We start from the raw sequence: 18,606 nt of genomic DNA on the forward strand, positions 1-18,606 counted from the left end.
CACTGCGGGTTTCCGTCCGGAATTGCGTCGACAAAGAGACCTAGACCCGCATCGGCATCAGCACATAGAGCGCGGTTTCGTCGGCCATGTCATGGATCAGCGTCGGCGAGCCGGCGTCGGCCAGCATGAACTTGGCCTCCGACCCGGTGAGTTGGGCCGCCACATCGAGCAGGTATTTGGCGTTGAAGCCGATCTCGATCGGATCCGACGAATAGTCGGCCGCCAGTTCCTCGGTCGCGCTGCCCGAATCCGGATTGTTGACCGCGAGCGTGAGCTGGCCGTCATTGATCGACAGCTTCACGGCCCGGCCGCGTTCGGAGGAAATGGTCGAGACGCGGTCGACCGCGGCGGCGAAGCTCTGGCGATCGATGATCAGCTTCTTGTCGTTGCCGGTCGGGATCACGCGCTGATAGTCGGGGAAGGTGCCGTCGATCAGCTTCGAGGTCAAAACGACGCTGCCGATGGTGAAGCGGATCTTGGTGTCCGACAGTTCCGTCGTCACCGCGACATCGGGGTCGTCGACCAGCTTCTGCAGCTCGCTCACCGTCTTGCGCGGAATGATGATGCCCGGCATGCCTTCCGAACCGGCCGGCGCGTCGATCTCGGCGCGCGCCAGGCGGTGTCCGTCGGTCGCCACCGAGCGCAGCTTCAGCTTGCCGCCGACTTCGACGGCGTGCAGGTAGATGCCGTTGAGGTAGTAGCGCGTTTCCTCGGTCGAGATGGCGAACTGGGTCTTGTCGATCAGCCCCTTCAGCGCCGCCGATTCCAGCCGGAAGATGTGCGAGAACGAGCCGGCCGAGAGCTCCGGGAAGTCGGATTGCGGCAGGCACTGCAGGCGGAAGCTCGAACGTCCGGAGGTGACGGTCATCGCGTTGCCGTCCTCGTCCGTCTTCAGCATCACCTCCGCGCCATCGGAAAGCTTGCGCACGATGTCATAGAGCAGATGCGCCGGCACCGTCGTCGCGCCGCCGCGCTCGACCTTGGCGGGTGTCGCCTCCGTCACCTCGAGGTCGAGGTCGGTCGCCTTCATCTCGAGGCTCGCGCCCTCGGCGCTGAGCAGCACGTTGGAGAGGATCGGGATGGTGTTGCGCCGCTCGACCACTCGGTGGACGTGGTTGAGTGACTTCAGGAGATTTGACCGTTCCAGGATAACACGCATGACGAACAGGCTCGCTTCAATGAATGAACGGGTCACCGGCAGGCGGCATCCCGCGAAAGCCCTGAAAGGCTTCCAGAATCTCCGTAAGCTGACAGTAAAAAGCCTGCAAAGGCAAGCCCGCGGCACCGGTTCGAGCCGGTTGCGCGGGCTTTCTGGGGATAAAGCCGGCGAAGCGGGTCGCCGGCCATTTTCGCATTGCCTCAGGCCTGGTCGTTGATCAGCCTTCTGAGCAGTTCGAGCTCCTGCGCGAGCGTGTTGTCGCCGCCCGAAAGGTCCTCGATCTTGCGCACGGCATGCAGCACGGTCGTGTGGTCGCGGCCGCCGAAACGCCGCCCGATCTCCGGCAGCGAGCGCGGCGTCATCACTTTCGACAGATACATGGCCACCTGCCGCGGCTTGACGATGGTGCGCGTGCGCCGGTTGGACAGAAGCTCCGTCTTCGACACGTTGTAATGGCGCGCCACGATGCGCTGGATGTCCTCGATGCGCACCCGCTTCGGCTCGCCCGAGCGATAGATGTGGCCGAGGATCTCGTCGATGCGGTCGATCGTGATCTGCGGCTCGAAGGACTGGCGAAACAGAAGCTGGTTGAAGGCGCCCTCAAGCTCGCGCCCGCTGCCGGTGACCGTACGGGCGACATGCTCCAGGATCTCGTCCGAGATGTCGAGCGAGGTGTCATCGCTCTTGGCGGTGGCGCGGCGCAGCTTCAGCATGCCGAGCCGCATGGCGAAATCCGGCGCCGACATTTCAAGCGCCACGCCGCCATTGAGGCGCGACCGCACGCGAGGCTCCAGCGATTCCAGCTCCGACGGCGGCCGGTCGGCCGCGACCACCACCTGCTTGGCGCTGTCGAGCAGCATGTTGATGAGGTGGCAGAATTCGTGCTGGATCGATTTGCCTTGCAGGAACTGCATGTCGTCGATGATCAGGAGATCGATGTCGCGCAGCTGCTCCTTCAGCGTCAGCGCGTTGTTGTCGCGGATCGCGGTGGCGAAGCGCCACATGAAATACTCCGCCGTCAGATAGACGACGCGCGACTTCGGATTGTGCCGCAGCGATTCCGCCGCGATCGCCTGCAAGAGATGCGTCTTGCCGAGCCCGACGGTGGCATGCAGGAAAAGCGGGTTGAAACGCACCGCGCTCGACTGCGATTCCGCCACGGCTCTCGCCGCCGCGAAGGCCACCCTGTTGGACGGTCCCTCGATGAAGGAGGCGAACGTGTAGCGCGGGTCGAGTGGCGACCCCAGAACATTGTGGCGGAACTCCGGTTCCGCGGATGCGCCCTGGCGGGGCGCCGGCGCCCGTTGTTCCACGCGTCCGGCGCTCGCGGTGCCGTTGGCCAGCGCGGTGTGCGTCTGCCTGGTCGTCTTGCGGGCCGGCGCGATTTCCGGCTCGACATGGTTGCGCCCCTGGCGCGTCGCGGTGCGCACGACGATCTCGATCTTGAGGACGTCGGGATCCTCATGCCGCCACAGCTCCGCGATAAGCTCGAGATAGTGGCCGTTGATCCATGACCGCAGGAAGGCGGTCGGCACCGAGATGCGGACAATGCCGCGGGAAGCCTCGGCGACCTTCATGCGACCAAACCAGCTCGAATAGACCTCGGCCCCGAGACGCGCCTTCAACTGGGCCTTGACCCGTTCGAACTTCTGTTCCGCGTCGCTGGATACCGCCACGTCGCCCTCTCCGACAAAAGTTGCTGGAAATGGGAGATCGCCCGCTATCTCCCTCTCGATGCCGCTTTGCATGATCACAGTTCCTTGTCTTCTCGTACCCTTTTCCCGCCGGGGATGCGCCTCCTGCATCCTTGGTCCGGCGACCTCATTCGCCGCGCTGCCGCTGCCGCCGCCGGCAAACGGTCATCGCAACTCGCGCAAGGGACCAGCCGCCGGCTCCGCACGCCGGCTTCCGACAAAGACAAGGCAATACGCCACCCTCCGGCGAAAACGCCGGCGAGACATCGACCGCCAATGTACAATTACGCCAGTCCCCTACCGCACCGAAGAGACAAACCAAGCCACGCGCGGAATTGCTCCACGTCATGAATTCTGCCATTTTGTGCTGGCCGATTCAGGCTGGGTCAGGGGCTTAGTGCCCGTCCCTTCGATGGATGGACATTACCGAAATCGCTGTGGATAGGGCAAGGCCACATCTAACGGTTTTTTAACGAATCTGGTTACCGAACGGGACTTGAATTCGGGTGCTGCGACGGCACGTTTTGACAAAGCCATTGTGATTCAAACCCTTTTCCGGCGAATATGAAAAAGACCGCCCGAAACGAAATATTCTGAAATAATTCTCTTGACAGCTACTTCTCCCCCGCGGTCCGGCCGTGCGTTGAACAAGCTGTGGATGACCGTCTGTAAGTACCTGAAAAGAATGAGGAATTTCTGACAGGGGAATTTGGGCAGGTGCCGCGGCGGAGGCGCGCAGATATAAGCGGCGCTGTATATGCCGGCAAAACAATACCGGCATTTGAATCGCCTCACAAGTGCAGCTTGCGGGCGAACTTTTTAAGTACTTGCCGGCAAACGAAAAAACCCGGCCTGTGCGGCCGGGTTCCAAATCGACGGATCGAGGATTGAGTCGGTCAGGCCGACAGCGTCTTGACCCGCTGAGCCAGTCGCGAAACCTTGCGGGAAGCCGTGTTCTTGTGGACGACGCCCTTGGTGGCGGCGCGCATCAATTCCGGTTCAGCAGCCTTGAAGGCTTCCACCGCAGCGGCCTTGTCGCCGGCGGCCAGCGCCTCTTCGACCTTGCGGACATAGGTGCGGACGCGCGAGCGGCGGTTCTTGTTGACCGCAGCGCGGCGGGCGATCTTGCGCGTAGCCTTTTTGGCCGAGGAAGTATTGGCCATGATGCCTCTCTTCTGATCTGGTGAACGCCAGCGTTGTCGCAGGGCGCAAAAAACGAACGGGCAGCCACGGGCCGCCTCGGTTGGTGCGGCTTATAGTTCAGCTTTTCCGCCTCGTCAACGCCGCTTCGCGGTCTTTTTGGGCCTCGACGTCATGTCCCGCAAAATCGCGGCCACCTGGGCGAAGCGCCAAAGCGCGTCGCGATCTTTCAGATTCGCTCCATGCGCTTTAGGTCTTTGGTTTTACGCATGTCTTTATCCCGAAACCGGTTCCCACTTTCGGGAGACATGCTTTAGCGGTTGGTGAAGTTCGGCTTCCGCTTCTCGACGAAGGCGGCCATGCCTTCTTTCTGGTCGTCGAGCGCAAACAGCGAGTGGAAAAGACGGCGCTCGAAGCGCAGCCCCTCGGCCAACGTCGTCTCGTAAGCGCGGTTGACGGCCTCCTTTGTCATCATCACCGACGGCAGTGAGAACTCGGCGATCTTCGCCGCCGCCTTCAGCGTTTCGTCGAGCAGCTCGGCGACCGGGACCACCCGCGACACCAGCCCGCTCCTCTCGGCCTCGGCCGCGTCCATCATCCGCCCGGTCAGGCACATGTCCATCGCCTTGGACTTGCCGACGAATCGGGTCAGCCGCTGCGAGCCGCCCATGCCCGGCATGACGCCGAGGGTGATCTCGGGCTGGCCGAATTTGGCGTTGTCGCCGGCGATGATGAAGTCGCACATCATGGCCAGCTCGCAGCCGCCGCCGAGCGCGTAGCCCGCGACCGCCGCGATGACGGGCTTGCGCGTGCGCGTGAATTCCTCCCAGCCGACGAAGAAATCCTGCGTGTAGGCGTCGGCGAAGGACATCGCCTGCATTTCCTTGATGTCGGCGCCGGCGGCGAACGCCTTTTCCGAGCCCGTAAGCACCATCGCGCCGATGGCGGGATCGGCATCGAACGCGCTCGCCGCCGCAACCACCTCCGCAAGCACCTGCGAATTCAGAGCATTGAGCGCCTTGGGCCGGTTCAGCGTGATCAACCCGACCTTGCCGCGTATCTCCACGAGAATGGTTTCATAGGTCATGGTTCGCTTCCTCCGCGGGGGTGGGATGATCGATACCGTTCCTAGCTTACCGCTGACAGGTCCGGCAATAGAAGGTCGAGCGGCCGCTCTGCACAATGCGTTCGACGTGGCCACGGCAGCCCGGCTTCTGGCATGGCTCTCCTTCGCGATCGTAGACGGCGAAGGAGTGCTGGAAATAGCCGAGCGATCCGTCGGCCTGGACATAGTCGCGCAGCGATGAGCCGCCGGCGGCGATCGCATCGGCGATGACCGAGCGGATCGCCTCGGCGAGGCGTTCGCTTTGTCCTTTCGCCTTCTTGGCCGAGCCAGCGATGGTGCCGGCTTCGCGCAGCGGCGAGAGCCCGGCGCGCCACAGTGCTTCCGAGACATATATATTGCCGAGCCCGGCGATCAGGCGCTGGTCGAGCAGCGCCGCCTTGAGCGGCGATCTGCGATCCTTCAGCAGCGAGGCGAGCAGGGGGCCGTCGAGCGCGTTGCCGGTTGGCTCGATGCCGAGTCCCGCCAGCATCGGATGCGTGTCCGGCGAGCCTTCGGCAAACAGCATGAAGCCGAAGCGGCGCGGGTCGTTGAAGATGATGCTGGACCGCACGCCCATCGGCGAGGTGACGTCGAACACGACGTGGTCGTGCGCGGCGATCTTCGAGCGCTCGTGATGGAAGGAGCCGGGAACCCCGCTGCTCCCGGCGGTTTCGAACCGGAATGACCCCGACATGCCGAGGTGGCAGATCAGCACCGGACCATCTTCGACATGCATCGTCAGATATTTGGCGCGCCGGCCAAGCGCCGTCACGGTCTTGCCTGTCAGCCGCTCCGAAAAGCGCTCGGGAAAAGGAAAGCGAAGGTCGGGCCTGCGCGCTTCGACCTTGACCAGCCGCGCCCCTTCCAGGACCGGCTGCAGTCCGCGCCGGACGGTTTCGACTTCAGGCAGTTCAGGCATGGACGCCTATCGTTGCGAGGAATGATGTTCCATGGCGTCCGGCTGCCAGGCCAAGGTGATCCGCGACGGTTTCGCCGATATCGGCGAAGGTTGGCCTGAGTCCGATGTCGCCGCCCTTCAGCCCCGGCCCGATGCCGATCACCGGGACGCGCTCACGCGTATGGTCGGTGCCGCGCCAGGTCGGGTCGTTGCCGTGATCGGCGGTGAGGATGAGAAGGTCGCCCGGCCTGATGCGCGACAGCGCCTCGGGCAGCCGGCGGTCGAAGGCCTCGAGCGCGGCGGCATAGCCGGCGACATCGCGCCGGTGGCCGAACTCGGTGTCGAAGTCGACGAAATTGGCGAAGACCAGGTCGCCTTCGCCGGCATCGTCCATGGCGCCGAGCGCCTTGTCGAACATCGCCATGTTGCCGCCTGCCTTGCGCACCTGCGAGATGCCGCGATGAGCGAAGATGTCGCCGATCTTGCCGACCGCGATGACCTTGCTGCCGCGCTCCGTCAGCCGGTCGAGCAGGGTCGGCTCAGGCGGCGGCACCGCATAGTCGCGGCGGTTGTGGGTGCGCTGGAACGTGGCGGGCGTCTCGCCCACGAAAGGCCGCGCGATCACGCGGCCGATCTTCAAGCGATCGACGAGCCGGCGCACCGTCAGGCAAAGCTCATAAAGCCGCTCCAGGCCGAAATGCGTTTCATGCGCGGCGATCTGCAACACGGAGTCCACCGACGTGTAACAGATCGGTCTGCCGGTGCGGATATGCTCTTCGCCGAGCCGCTCGATGATCTCGGTTCCCGGCGCATGGCAATTGCCGAGGATACCCGGCACCTTGCCTTCGCGGATGATCGCGTCGGTCAGCTCGGCCGGGAAGGCAGGCACCGTGTCGGGAAAATAGCCCCAGTCGAAGCGCACGGGCAGTCCTGCGATCTCCCAATGGCCCGACGGCGTGTCCTTGCCGCTTGACACCTCCTGGGCGGCGCCGTGGAAGGCCGAGGCGATCAGCGGCGTGTCGGCGTCGAGCTGCAGTCCGGTTGCCGTCCGTGCCGCCAGGCCAAGCCCGAGCGACATCATGTTGGGCACGGCGAGCGGTCCTTTGCGTAGACCTTCCCGGTCGGCGCGGCCTTCGGCGCAGGCCTTGAAGATATGTCCGAACGTGTCGGCGCCGGCATCGCCATAGCGTTCGGCGTCGGCCGCGCCGCCGATGCCGAAAGAATCGAGAACGAACAGGAACGCGCGCGCCATGGGTGTCATTGTTGTCAGTCCTGGCTGCCAGACATAGGGTTCCGCGGCGGCGTTGGCAAATCGGAAACCAAACCGCAACCGCTTCGCGCCATAGTTGCGACGAGGCGTGGATATCGCGGGAGCAAAGCAAGCATGGCGAGGCGCGGCAAGACCGCGGCAAGGCAGGCCGTGAAAATGTGCGCGGCCGCTCTCTTGGCGTCCGGCGCCGCCGCATGGCCGGCACACGCCGACTGGCGTGACGACATCGGCACGTTCCGCATCGGCATCGTTGCCGAGCCGGGCGGCGGCAACACCGTCCCTGGGCTTGCGCGTCTGACGGAAGCCTATGCCAACGCGCTCGGCATGAAGGTCGAGTTCGTCGTTGCGCGTGACTACGCGGCGCTGATCGAGGCGCAGGCGAGCGGTCGCGTGCAATACGCGGTCTATTCGGCGCTTGCCTATGCCACGGCCTCGGAGCGCTGCGGCTGTGTCGAGCCACTGGTGGCGCCGGTCGACGCCGACGGCGCCGTCGGCATCCGCTCCGTCCTGGTGACGCGCGACGGCAGGCTTCAGGATCTTGCCGCCATGGCTTCGCATCGGATCGCGATTGCGCCGGCCGACAATGTCGGCGGCGCGCTGCTGCCGCTGGCGGCCCTTTCCGCCGCAGGGGTCAAGATTGCGCAGGATTCGCCGTTCCTGGCACGCGCTGTCTCGGCCACGGCGGCCGAGACGATGTTGGGCGGCGGCGACGCGGATGGCCTGTTCGGCTGGGAGCCGGCCGATGCCGACGGCCAAGCCGCCCATTCCGGCGGCACGGTCGAGCGGCTGGAGGCTGCCGGCATCCCTGGGGCGTCGCTTAGGGTGTTATGGACCTCCGACCTGTTGCGCTACGGGCCGCATGCAGTCCGCAGCGATCTCGATCCAGAGGCGAAACGACGGCTGACCGTCTTCCTGACCAATCTCAAATCGCAGACGCCCGATGTGTACGACCTTCTGGAGAGGGCGCATACCGGCGGCTTCGTGCCGGTCTCGCAGAAGGATTATGCGATGGCCGAGGCGATCGTGCGGCGGGAAACGGCAGGACAGGAGTAGCCTGTCAGCAGTCGCTGCAGGGGATGGTCGGGCTTCGGCGAGGCCGCAGGTAGTAGGTCTCGCTCATCGATATGTTGTTGAAGGCCGAGGTCAATCCGAGCCCCTGCGAATCGCTGGCGGACCAGGTGATGATCGGTTTGTAGCCGAGGTCGCTCTCGACCCGGACCAGGAAGGTGTTGCGGATCGTCAGCGTCGCCGGCACCGTGGTGATCGAATTCACAGCCGCGTCCGCGCTGTAGGTGGTGCCCACCAGCTTGCGCGACCATGCGACTTGCACCCTCGGCGTCGCTTCGTCCGTGATCTGTATTCCTGTGATGATGATCGTCGGCAATGAACGGTTGTAAGGCTGCAGCGTCGATGTGCCGATCTTCATTATTGCATCGAGGTTGGCCTTCACGACGGTCTGCTGTTGCGTGACGAGATCCGCCACCATGCTGCCGATGCGGCTGACCTTCTTGCTGGTCTCGATGGCCTGCGAGGCCTCCATCGTGATGAAATACATGATCAGCAGTACCGGCACGATGAACGCGAACTCGATCGCCGCGACGCCGCGGCGATCACGGCAAAACCGCTCAACCTTTGCCGAAATCCCCCGGAGTGCCCCCGCACTATGCATATCGTCCTCCACGCCGCGGCTTTAGCCGTCGAGCAGCCTCAATTGTCGTCGAATGGCTCGTTCTGCCAGGTCACCGAAGCGAAATGCAGTGTTTTCTTGTCCTTCAGATTTGCCATCGACTGGGCCAGGAAATCGGTCATCACCGGCCATTTGTAGAACACCCGCAACATGTTGATGGACTCTGCCAATCCCGGCGAGACGGCGGGGGTTGTCGTGCTCGCGCCCTGTGTAAGCACGATATCTCCATCCACAATCTTGAAGCCCGCCGTGGCTGCGTCGGCGAAGCTCGGATATTCACGCAGGTCCACCAGCAATCCCGGGCAGTCCTTGGCCACCATGATCTCCAGCCTGCTGCAGATCAGCTGCTTGATAGAGGCTTCGGTGACGTTCGACTTCTGCAACTGGCCGGTCCGCAACTGGCGGGCGACATCGTCGGTGACGTTGGCCATCACCTCCTGGCCGGCAAAGGAGATGCAGCTCTCGAGAATAGCGAAGACGAGAAGCGCGAACGGGATGGCAAGCATCGCAAATTCCATTGCCGTGCTGCCGCGTCTGTCGCTGAAGAAGCCGGGGCGGGGTTTGCCGCGCGCCGTGCTGTCCACGCCGTCGCCGGATGTGGCATCCTTGCTCATTTGCGTTCCTGCCGATCCCCTTGCGGTACCGGCGGCAAGGTAGCGAAAACCCATTGAGGTCCGGTTTGGATGATCGTTAAATTCGCCGGGCAGGCTTTAAGCTGTCCTTAACGCTTGCTCTGACGCTCTCTTCGGGCTTAGTGCGCAGCGCTCATTTCGGTCTCGGAAGCCTTCTCGGCGTCGGTCTTGTAGGCGCTCTCGCAATAGGGCGTGCAGGACATGGTCTGGACTTCGGCACGCCTGTAGATGCGCACCGAGGAAGCGGCCTGTCGCACGACGGTCACCTGTTCATCGATGATCGGGCTGCCGTCCGAGTCGAGCACGACCAGATTAGTGACGCCAAAACCTTTGCCGGTGAGAACGATGGTCGAGGCGTCCTGCACCGAGGCATCGGCGATGGCCGGGTTGCCGATGACGACGGTGTCGGCCGCACGGGACAATTTGACGATCTTTGCCTGGTTCATGGTCACTTCGACACCCGCGCCGGCCCTGGCCGGCATCACCAAGGCTGCAGCCGCCAGCAGCGCGGCGACTGGAAACAGCGATCTCGACAACCTCATTGAACAGCTCCCGGCAGGCGGATTCTTCAACGGAACATGAACGAGATTGGTGAAGCAACGGTTAAACCGGACCAGGCCGCGATTAAGGACTTTGCCTCGCCCGTCCACGCGCCGACGGCGCTTCCTGTTTTAGTAACATTGCACAAGCGCAGGTTTGCGCCGCTTTGCTCGATCCTCGAGCCGGCTGACAATGTTTAGGCCGCGGTTAACCACGCAGTGCGTTCGCGCCCGGAAAGGAATCGGTAAGGCTGTTTATTAAGCCGATCGAAACGGCTTCTCCCTAGATTTGCAGCATCCGATCAACCGCAAAGAGAAGTTGACGGAAGTGCTGTAACACGTGGAGTAGGAGCTCTCGCATGTCTAATCTCATTGCACGTTTCGTGAAGGACGAATCCGGCGCGACCGCCATCGAATACGGTCTGATCGCCGCTCTCATCGCGCTCGCCATCATGGTCGGCGCTACCTCGCTTGGCACCGCGCTGAATACCAAGTTCTCTGCGATCGCCACGGCTGTCAACAACGCCCCGTCGGGCCCGTGATAAGCCGAGGGACGGCGAAGTCATTCTGACACAAGGGCTGCCTCGCGGCGGCCCTTGTTCGTTGCAGCATCCGGCCACCCTACTCACCGATCGTTAATGCGCCTTGCTTTAGAGTGCGCGCGGTATTGTCTCACGGCACCTGTTCATGCTCGAAGCCATAATCTTCGTCGTCTTCCCATTCTGCATGCTGTTTGCTGCGATCTCCGATACGTTGTCGATGACGATCGCCAACCGCATTCCCGTATTGCTGGTGGCGACATTCGCGCTTGTCGCGCCGCTCACCGGGATGGACTGGGCGACCTATGGCTGGCACTTCGCCGCCGGCGCCCTCGTGCTTGCCACGACATTCGGCCTCTTTGCGCTCGGCGGCATGGGCGGCGGCGACGCCAAGCTTCTGGCCGCGACCGCTCTTTGGATGGGCCTCAACATCAACTTGATCGGCTATCTGGTGACGTCGGCTTTCATCGGGGGACTGCTGACCATCGCAATCCTGGCTTACCGGAAATCGCCGCTGGCCGCGTATACCGGCCACAGCCGATTCCTGCGCTACTTTGCCGACGAGAAAGTGGGCATTCCCTATGGCATCGCGCTTGGCGCCGGTGGACTGATCACGTTCCCGGATTCGCCGCTGATGGTCTGGGCGCTGCAGAGGCTTACGGCATAGGTTTTGGTGACATCGATGTCGGCGACCGAAGGCGGCCTGGCCGCCTTTTTTTGTTAACGGCAGGCCGTTCGATCTAATTTGAGTAAACCTTAAATTAATCACGATCGTAAGCATTACATTAACCTTGTTTTGACGATTGCGGCTGCAAAGTCCGACCAGGCGTGGGTGGTTTGCCACGAGGCGAAGGGTTTCGGACGAATGCCAGCATCCCGATTGATTATTCTGGGCGTGGCTGCGGTCGCGGCGGGTGGCGCGGGCTATGTCGCCAAGAACATGGTGGTGGCGCCGCCAGCGCAGGTCGTTGTCAATGCGCCCGCGCAGCCGGCGGTCGCGTTGCAGGACGTGCTGGTGCTTTCCGGCGATGTGGCAATGGGCAGCCAGCTCGGCAACAACATCAGCTGGGAACAATGGCCGGCCGACGGCGTCAATGCCAATTTCATCACACGCGCCGCCGAACCTGACGCGGTCGAAAAGCTCAAGGGCTCGGTAGCGCGCGTCGCCATGTATACGGGCGAGCCGCTGCGCCGCTCCAAGCTGGTCGGCGAGGGGCAGAGCTTCATGTCGTCGATCCTGCCTTCAGGGATGCGCGCTGTCGCCACCGCGATATCGGCCGACACCTCCGCCGGCGGCTTCATCCTGCCCAACGACTTCGTCGACGTCATCATGACCCGCCGCGCCGACACCGGCAACGGCGGCAGCGGCTTCAACACCGAGACCATCCTCAAGAACATCCGGGTGCTGGCCATCGACCAGACCATCCAGGAAGATGAGGAAGGCAAGAAGACCAGGGTCGGCCAGACCGCGACACTGGAGCTGACGCCGCAACAGGCAGAGATCATCACCGTCGCGCAGCAGATGGCGGACCGCCTGACGCTCGCGCTGCGTCCGATCACCGACATCCACGAAAAGAATGCGGACGAAGCCGATTATCTGGTCAACGGCAATGGCCGACGCGGAACGGTGCGTCTGATCAAATCGGGCGAGGTTTCCGAGGTTGGAGCAAGGAAATGAGGCTAAACAGTAAACTGCTGCCCTTCCTGGCGGCCGCGGCGATCGGCCTGCTTCTGATTGGCACCAACGCCTCGGGATTGGTCGAAGCCAAAGCCGCGAGCGCCGGCGTATCGGCTTCCGTCGCCACGCAACGCGTCAAGCTCGGCCTCAACAAATCCGTGGTCATCGATCTGCCGAATGATGCCTATGACATCCTCGTCGCCAATCCGGCGGTTGCTGATGCCGTGACGCGCACGGCGCGGCGCATCTACCTATTCGGCAAGGCGGTCGGCGAGACCAACATCTTTGTCTTCGGTCCCAATGGCGAGCAGATCGTCAGCCTGGATCTGGCCGTCGAACGCGACGTTGCCGGGCTGGAAGACTATCTGAAGCGCTTCATCCCGTCCTCGCAGATCAAGGTCGAGCTGCTCAATGACAACGTCGTGCTGACGGGCACAGTGGATACGCCGCTCGACGCCAAACGCGCCGTCGATCTCGCGACCATCTTCGTCTCGGGCGGTGAAGCGACCACCGGTCAATATTCGCAGACCGCCGCCGGCGGCTCGGTCAATGGCGGCGTCGACATCAACAACCCCGACCAAGAACGCCGGGTCTCCAAGATCGTCAACCTGTTGCAGATCATCGGCGACGATCAGGTGACGCTCAAGGTGACCGTCGCCGAAGTCAGCCGCTCGGTGATGAAACAGCTCGGCGTCAATATGCTCGCCAGCGGCGGCAGCAACGGCATTTCCTGGGCGGCGCTCAGCGATCCTTACATGGGTCTTGGCAAACCGCTGTCGAACGCGGGCCTCTCTATCAGCTCGTCAGGGCTGCAGTCCTATATCAACGCAATGGAACAGTCGGGGGTCATGAAGACCCTGGCTGAGCCGACTTTGACCGCCGTGTCCGGGGAAAAGGCGACCTTCAAGGTCGGCGGCGAGTACAATATTGTGAAGAGCGTTTCCGCCAACGTGTCCACCGACAACCAGACCGGTCTGCAGAACTATTCGCTCGACAAGATCGAGTACGGTATCGGGCTGGAGTTCCAGCCGGTTGTTCTGTCGCCCGGTCGCATAAGCCTGAAGGTGAGGACGTCGGTTTCCGAACCGACGACCGAAGGATCTGTATCGGCATCCACAGACAATCGGAACATCGGCATGAACGCTTTGTCGCTGCGCAAGCGCTTGGCCGATACGACGGTGGAACTGCCTTCCGGCGGTTCGATGATGATCGCGGGCCTCGTGCGCGACGATCTCAGGCAGGCTGTCACCGGATTGCCCGGCCTGACCAAGATCCCCGTGCTCGGGACGCTCTTCCGCAGCCGCGACTTCGTCCGCAACGAAAGCGAGCTCGTCATCATCATCACGCCCTATCTGGCGCGGCCGGTGGCGCGCAACGACCTGGCCAAGCCGGATGACAATTTCAACCCGCCGAGCGACGGCGCCGGCATGTTCCTCGGCCGCGTCAATCGCGTCTACGGCACCATGCAGACCGACAGGCCGGCCGGCCGTTACCACGGCGTCGTCGGCTTCATCTACAAATGAGTGGGAATGCGGATATGTCCAAGTCAGCATCGAAGGTCATGACGGTCCGGACAGCATCCGGCATCGCAAGGATAGGCCGGCAGGTGGTCCCGGCACTGGCGGTCGCCCTTGCAGCGTCGCTCGCCGGATGCGCCAATCGCGACAGCATCACAGTCGGGTCGATCCCGGACGACTACCGCACGACGCATCCGATCGTCATTGCCGAGAAGAGCCAGAAGATCGATCTGCCGGTCGGCGCCGGCGATCGCGGCATGACCGGCAAGCAGCGCGACGCGCTGCTTGGCTTCCTTGACGGCTACGACAAGAGCGCCGCGCCGGCGCTGACGATCGCGATGCCATCCGGCTCCGCCAACGAGGTCGCCGCCCGCGCCGCCGGCCGCGATTTTGCTAGGCTCGCCATGGCGGCCGGCGTCAAGCGCAACCGCATCGTCATGACATCCTATCAGTCGGCCGTGCCGGAGGCGTCCGCGCCGGTGCGTGTCGCCTTCGTCGCGGTGCGGGCCCAGACCGACAAATGCGGGCGTTGGCCCGACGACCTGACCGAGACGTCGGAGAACAAGCACTATGCCGACTTCGGCTGCTCCTACCAGAACAATCTCGCGGCCCAGGTCGCCAACCCCAACGATCTGATCGGGCCGCGCAAGCAGTCCGAAATCGACGCCGAAAACCGTGGCGCAGTGATCGACGTGTACCGGGCGAGAGGCATCTCCGACGAGTTCCTGGGCAATTCTGAAGTGACGTACTGAGCCGCGCAAGACGACGGAAAGAGCATGACGATGAGCAATCTTGCCTACGACACGCCCGCGGAAACCGGCGACCTTTCGCAGCAGGACATCGCCGCCATGCAGGCGCTGCGCCCCGTGCCGCGCATTTCGATCCAGGCTTTCTGCGAGACCGAAGGCGTCGCCAGCCCCGTGGAGCGCGCCGCCGAGGATCGCCGGATGGCCAAGGCCCATCTCAAGGTCCATATGGGCGGCGTTCCGACCGCGATCGAGTTCTATCAGTCCGCGCCGACACCGAACCTGATCCTGCTGGAATCGCGCAGCGAGCCGAAGCAACTGCTCGAACAGCTCGGCCAGCTCGCGGAGTATTGCGATCCGTCGTCCAAGGTCGTGGTCATCGGCCACTACAACGATGTCGGGCTCTATCGCGAGCTCATCCGTTCAGGCATTTCCGAATATGTCATCGCGCCAGTCTCGATGTCCGACATCGTCAGCGTCGTGTCGTCGATCTTCGTCGATCCGGAATCGGAGCCGATCGGCCGCTCGATCGCCTTCATCGGCGCCAAGGGCGGCGTCGGCTCGTCTACCATTGCTCACAATACGGCCTGGGCGATGTCGTCGCTGTTCAAATCCGAAGTCGTCATCGCCGATCTCGACCTTGCCTTCGGCACCGCCAACATCAACTTCGATCAGGACCCGGCTCAGGGCATCGCAGAGGCCGTGTTTTCGCCCGAGCGCGTCGATGAGGTCTATCTCGATCGCCTGCTCGCGCAATGCGCCGAGCATCTGTCCCTGCTTGCGGCCCCTTCCACCTTGGAGCGCGTCTACGATTTCGACGCCGAGGCGTTCTCGCAGGTCATCGAGACGGCGCAGCGTAGCGCGCCCCTGCTGGTTCTCGATATCCCTCACATCTGGAGCGGGTGGACGAAGAGCACGCTGGTCAAGGCCGACGAGATCGTCATCACCGCCACGCCCGAGCTCGCAAATCTTCGCAACACCAAGAACTTGGTGGACATGCTGAAGCGGCTGCGCCCGAATGATCCGCCGCCGAAGCTGATCATCAACCAGGCAGGTGTGCCGAAACGGCCGGAAATAGCGCCTTCCGATTTCGCCGAGCCGCTCGGCATCGCGCCCATGGCGGTGATCAATTTCGAACCGCTGCTGTTCGGCAATGCCGCCAACAACGGCCGCATGCTGACCGAGATGGACGCCAAGAACCCGGTCGTTGCCATCATCAATGAGATAGCGCATGTGCTGACCGGACGGAGCGAAATCAAGACCAAGAAGAAGGCGGGCCTGGGTTCGATCCTCGGCAAGCTCTCGCGCAACAAGAAATGACGCTGTTTGAGCGGCATCGGGTAGTCGATCATGTTTGGTAAGAGAGGCAAAGACGACGGCAACCGGGTGACGCCCGAATTCCGTCCGCCGGCGTCGGCTCCCGCCGCTCCCGCTTCGACGGGAACGATGACGGCCGAGCGGCCGGCCGCGCCGGCGTACAGCGCGCCGCCCGCGCCGCCGGCTCGCCGTCCAGTCGAGGCGCCGCCGATGGCGCCCGAGCCGCCAAGAAGGGTCCAGCGCGAGCGCTCAGAGACCTATTACGACACCAAGAGCCAGGTTTTCTCCGCGCTCATCGACACGATCGACCTGTCGCAGCTCGCCAAGCTCGATCCCGAGAGCGCGCGCGAGGAAATCCGCGACATCGTCAACGACATTATCGCGATCAAGAATTTCGCGATGTCGATCTCCGAGCAGGAGGAGCTGCTCGAAGACATCTGCAACGACGTTCTGGGCTATGGACCGCTAGAGCCGTTACTTGCCCGCGACGACATAGCCGACATCATGGTCAACGGCTTCAAGAACGTCTACATCGAAGTCAACGGCAAGGTCGAACAGACCGGAGTCCGCTTCCGCGACAACCAGCAGCTGCTCAACATCTGCCAGCGCATCGTCAGCCAGGTCGGCCGTCGTGTCGATGAATCGAGCCCGATCTGCGACGCGCGCCTGCCCGACGGCTCGCGCGTCAACGTCATCGCGCCGCCGCTCTCCATCGACGGCACCGCGCTCACCATCCGCAAGTTCAAGAAGGACAAGCTGACGCTGGACCAGCTGGTCAAGTTCGGCGCCATCTCGCCGCAAGGCGCGGAAATCCTCAAGATCATAGGCCGTGTCCGCTGCAATGTCGTCATCTCGGGCGGCACCGGCTCCGGCAAGACGACGCTGCTCAACTGCCTGACCAACTATATCGACCGCGAGGAGCGGGTCATCACCTGCGAGGACTCGGCCGAACTGCAGTTGCAACAGCCGCATGTGGTGCGTCTGGAAACCCGGCCGCCCAATCTCGAGGGCGAGGGCGAGGTGACCATGCGCGATCTCGTCAAGAACTGCCTGCGCATGCGGCCCGAGCGCATCATCGTCGGCGAAGTGCGCGGACCGGAAGTGTTCGACCTTCTGCAGGCGATGAACACCGGTCACGACGGCTCGATGGGAACGATCCACTCGAACAGCCCGCGCGAATGCCTCAACCGTATCGAATCGATGATCGCCATGGGCGGCTATTCGCTGCCGCAGCGCACGGTGCGCGAGATCGTCGTCGGCTCGATCGACGTGATCATCCAGGCCGCTCGCCTGCGCGACGGGTCGCGCCGCATCACCCACATCACCGAGGTGGTCGGCATGGAAGGCGACGTCATCATCACCCAGGATCTCGTCCTCTATAACATCAAGGGAGAGGACTCGAGCGGCCGGCTGGTCGGCGAGCATGTGTCGACGGGCATCGGCCGCCCGCATTTCTGGGATCGCGCCCGCTACTATGGCGAGGAGCAGCGCCTCGCCAATGCGCTCGAGGCGATGGAGAAACGCGCTGACTGATTTGTCTGGAGGTCTGACGCAATTCCAGGAAAAGTGTGAAGCGGTTTTCCGTCCGGAATTGCGTCTAAACAAAGAAATAGGGCGGTTCGCCGTTTCTTTGAAACGGCGAAAGGGCCTAGGGGCACCGGTCGATGTTCGGAATTGACACCACCGTCCTGGCATTCATCGTGCTCGCCGGCTTCAGCGCCGGCGCGGTGGCCTATGCTTTCCTGTTCACGCGCATCGACAACGAGAAGCAGGCGGGCAAGCGGCTTCAAACCATCAAGACAGCCGAAACCGACAGGTCGGTGGTGAAAGCCACGCGCGATCGCGCCGCGGAGGCGGTCAAGCGGCGCAAAAGTCTCCAGGACTCGCTCAAGCAGCTCGACGAGAAACAGAAGACCAACGATCGCAACCTCAAGAAACCGCCGCTGAAGGTCCAGATCAGCCAGGCCGGCATGCAGGTCCCGATCGAGCGCTTCTACATGTACTCCGCCGTCTGCGGCATCATCCTGACGGCCCTTCTCTTTTTCGTCGGCGCGCCTCTGTGGGCCCTGCCCGGCGCCCTGCTGGTGGGCGGGCTCGGCCTGCCGCGCTGGTTCGTTTCGTTTCGCCGCACACGTCGCGTCAAGGCCTTCCTGGAAGAGTTTCCGAACGCGCTCGACATCATCGTGCGCGCGGTCAAGTCCGGTCTGCCGCTCAACGACGCGATCCGCCTGATCGCCAATGAATCGCCCGAACCGGTCCGGTCGGAGTTCCGCCGCATCGTCGATTCCCAGCAGATGGGCATGTCGGTCCCCGACGCCGCCTTGCGCATGTCCGAGACCATGCCGTGCAGCGAGGCCGGCTTCTTCGGCATCGTCATCCAGATACAGTCGCAGGCCGGCGGCAACCTGTCCGAGGCGCTAGGCAACCTTTCGCGCGTCCTGCGCGACCGCAAGAAGATGAAGGCCAAGGTCCAGGCGCTGTCGATGGAAGCCAAGGCATCCGCCGTCATCATCGGCGCCCTGCCTTTTGTCGTGGCCTTCCTCGTCTATCTGTCGAGCCCGAATTATATCATGCCGCTGTTCACCACCAGTGTCGGCAACCTGATCCTCGGCTGCTCGGGTGTCTGGATGTCGATCGGCATCCTGGTGATGCGCAAGATGATGAACTTCGAAGTATAGGGGCGCG

18 protein-coding genes are annotated in these 18,606 nt (G+C 63.1%); 9 read left to right on the forward strand and 9 right to left on the reverse strand.

Going from position 1 to position 18,606, the window contains the following annotated elements:
- Nucleotides 1–40 precede the first annotated feature (40 nt).
- The 6 genes from dnaN to EOA23_RS00145 form a co-directional block, all read right to left on the reverse strand.
- Nucleotides 41–1,159: a DNA polymerase III subunit beta gene (gene dnaN / locus EOA23_RS00120; protein ID WP_095819339.1), complete on the reverse strand. Its 1,119-nt coding sequence runs from the start codon at nucleotides 1,157–1,159 to the stop codon at nucleotides 41–43.
- Between the two features lie 200 nt (nucleotides 1,160–1,359).
- The gene (gene dnaA / locus EOA23_RS00125) at nucleotides 1,360–2,907 is read right to left on the reverse strand and encodes a chromosomal replication initiator protein DnaA (protein WP_126062828.1); all 1,548 of its coding nucleotides are present in this window, start codon (nucleotides 2,905–2,907) and stop codon (nucleotides 1,360–1,362) included.
- Between the two features lie 842 nt (nucleotides 2,908–3,749).
- The gene (gene rpsT, locus EOA23_RS00130; protein WP_040985913.1) at nucleotides 3,750–4,016 is read right to left on the reverse strand and encodes a 30S ribosomal protein S20; all 267 of its coding nucleotides are present in this window, start codon (nucleotides 4,014–4,016) and stop codon (nucleotides 3,750–3,752) included.
- Between the two features lie 290 nt (nucleotides 4,017–4,306).
- Nucleotides 4,307–5,080: an enoyl-CoA hydratase gene (locus EOA23_RS00135; RefSeq protein ID WP_126062827.1), complete on the reverse strand. Its 774-nt coding sequence runs from the start codon at nucleotides 5,078–5,080 to the stop codon at nucleotides 4,307–4,309.
- A 46-nt stretch (nucleotides 5,081–5,126) separates the two neighbouring features.
- The gene (gene mutM, locus EOA23_RS00140) at nucleotides 5,127–6,017 is read right to left on the reverse strand and encodes a bifunctional DNA-formamidopyrimidine glycosylase/DNA-(apurinic or apyrimidinic site) lyase (protein ID WP_127302466.1); all 891 of its coding nucleotides are present in this window, start codon (nucleotides 6,015–6,017) and stop codon (nucleotides 5,127–5,129) included.
- The gene (locus EOA23_RS00145) at nucleotides 6,010–7,248 is read right to left on the reverse strand and encodes a phosphopentomutase (RefSeq protein WP_127302508.1); all 1,239 of its coding nucleotides are present in this window, start codon (nucleotides 7,246–7,248) and stop codon (nucleotides 6,010–6,012) included. Before EOA23_RS00145 ends, mutM begins: the two co-directional genes overlap by 8 nt.
- 132 nt (nucleotides 7,249–7,380) lie before the next feature.
- Here EOA23_RS00145 and EOA23_RS00150 point away from each other — a divergent pair, with 132 nt between their 5' ends.
- Nucleotides 7,381–8,319, forward strand: coding sequence for a PhnD/SsuA/transferrin family substrate-binding protein (locus EOA23_RS00150; RefSeq protein ID WP_127302467.1), 939 nt, complete (start codon nucleotides 7,381–7,383; stop codon nucleotides 8,317–8,319).
- 4 nt (nucleotides 8,320–8,323) lie between these two features.
- Here the strand turns inward: EOA23_RS00150 and EOA23_RS00155 are convergent, their stop codons facing one another.
- The 3 genes from EOA23_RS00155 to EOA23_RS00165 all read right to left on the reverse strand — a co-directional run bounded on the left by EOA23_RS00155 (nucleotide 8,324) and on the right by EOA23_RS00165 (nucleotide 10,127).
- Nucleotides 8,324–8,935: a TadE/TadG family type IV pilus assembly protein gene (locus tag EOA23_RS00155; RefSeq protein ID WP_127302468.1), complete on the reverse strand. Its 612-nt coding sequence runs from the start codon at nucleotides 8,933–8,935 to the stop codon at nucleotides 8,324–8,326.
- A 38-nt stretch (nucleotides 8,936–8,973) separates the two neighbouring features.
- A complete protein-coding gene (locus tag EOA23_RS00160; RefSeq protein ID WP_127302469.1) occupies nucleotides 8,974–9,567 on the reverse strand; it encodes a TadE/TadG family type IV pilus assembly protein in 594 nt (197 codons plus the stop codon).
- A gap of 137 nt (nucleotides 9,568–9,704) precedes the next feature.
- A complete protein-coding gene (locus EOA23_RS00165) occupies nucleotides 9,705–10,127 on the reverse strand; it encodes a pilus assembly protein N-terminal domain-containing protein (protein WP_126062823.1) in 423 nt (140 codons plus the stop codon).
- 356 nt (nucleotides 10,128–10,483) lie between these two features.
- Here EOA23_RS00165 and EOA23_RS00170 point away from each other — a divergent pair, with 356 nt between their 5' ends.
- The 8 genes from EOA23_RS00170 to EOA23_RS00205 all read left to right on the forward strand — a co-directional run bounded on the left by EOA23_RS00170 (nucleotide 10,484) and on the right by EOA23_RS00205 (nucleotide 18,599).
- The gene (locus tag EOA23_RS00170) at nucleotides 10,484–10,666 is read left to right on the forward strand and encodes a Flp family type IVb pilin (protein ID WP_127302470.1); all 183 of its coding nucleotides are present in this window, start codon (nucleotides 10,484–10,486) and stop codon (nucleotides 10,664–10,666) included.
- A 145-nt stretch (nucleotides 10,667–10,811) separates the two neighbouring features.
- Nucleotides 10,812–11,330: a prepilin peptidase gene (locus EOA23_RS00175; RefSeq protein WP_126062821.1), complete on the forward strand. Its 519-nt coding sequence runs from the start codon at nucleotides 10,812–10,814 to the stop codon at nucleotides 11,328–11,330.
- Nucleotides 11,331–11,528: 198 nt separating this feature from the next.
- Nucleotides 11,529–12,341: a Flp pilus assembly protein CpaB gene (gene cpaB, locus EOA23_RS00180; RefSeq protein WP_126062820.1), complete on the forward strand. Its 813-nt coding sequence runs from the start codon at nucleotides 11,529–11,531 to the stop codon at nucleotides 12,339–12,341.
- Complete coding sequence (locus EOA23_RS00185; RefSeq protein ID WP_127302471.1) at nucleotides 12,338–13,864, forward strand: type II and III secretion system protein family protein; 1,527 nt, start codon at nucleotides 12,338–12,340, stop codon at nucleotides 13,862–13,864. Before cpaB ends, EOA23_RS00185 begins: the two co-directional genes overlap by 4 nt.
- 14 nt (nucleotides 13,865–13,878) lie before the next feature.
- Nucleotides 13,879–14,610: a CpaD family pilus assembly protein gene (locus EOA23_RS00190; RefSeq protein ID WP_127302472.1), complete on the forward strand. Its 732-nt coding sequence runs from the start codon at nucleotides 13,879–13,881 to the stop codon at nucleotides 14,608–14,610.
- A gap of 30 nt (nucleotides 14,611–14,640) precedes the next feature.
- The gene (locus tag EOA23_RS00195) at nucleotides 14,641–15,924 is read left to right on the forward strand and encodes a CpaE family protein (protein WP_189341456.1); all 1,284 of its coding nucleotides are present in this window, start codon (nucleotides 14,641–14,643) and stop codon (nucleotides 15,922–15,924) included.
- Between the two features lie 30 nt (nucleotides 15,925–15,954).
- The gene (locus EOA23_RS00200; protein ID WP_126062816.1) at nucleotides 15,955–17,454 is read left to right on the forward strand and encodes a CpaF family protein; all 1,500 of its coding nucleotides are present in this window, start codon (nucleotides 15,955–15,957) and stop codon (nucleotides 17,452–17,454) included.
- A 131-nt stretch (nucleotides 17,455–17,585) separates the two neighbouring features.
- Entirely contained in the window at nucleotides 17,586–18,599 is a 1,014-nt protein-coding gene (locus EOA23_RS00205) for a type II secretion system F family protein (RefSeq protein WP_127302473.1), read from the forward strand.
- The last annotated feature ends 7 nt before the right edge of the window (nucleotides 18,600–18,606 follow it).

Origin of the sequence: Mesorhizobium sp. M2A.F.Ca.ET.042.01.1.1, from assembly GCF_003997405.1 — a bacterium.
Classification (GTDB): Bacteria; Pseudomonadota; Alphaproteobacteria; order Rhizobiales; family Rhizobiaceae; genus Mesorhizobium.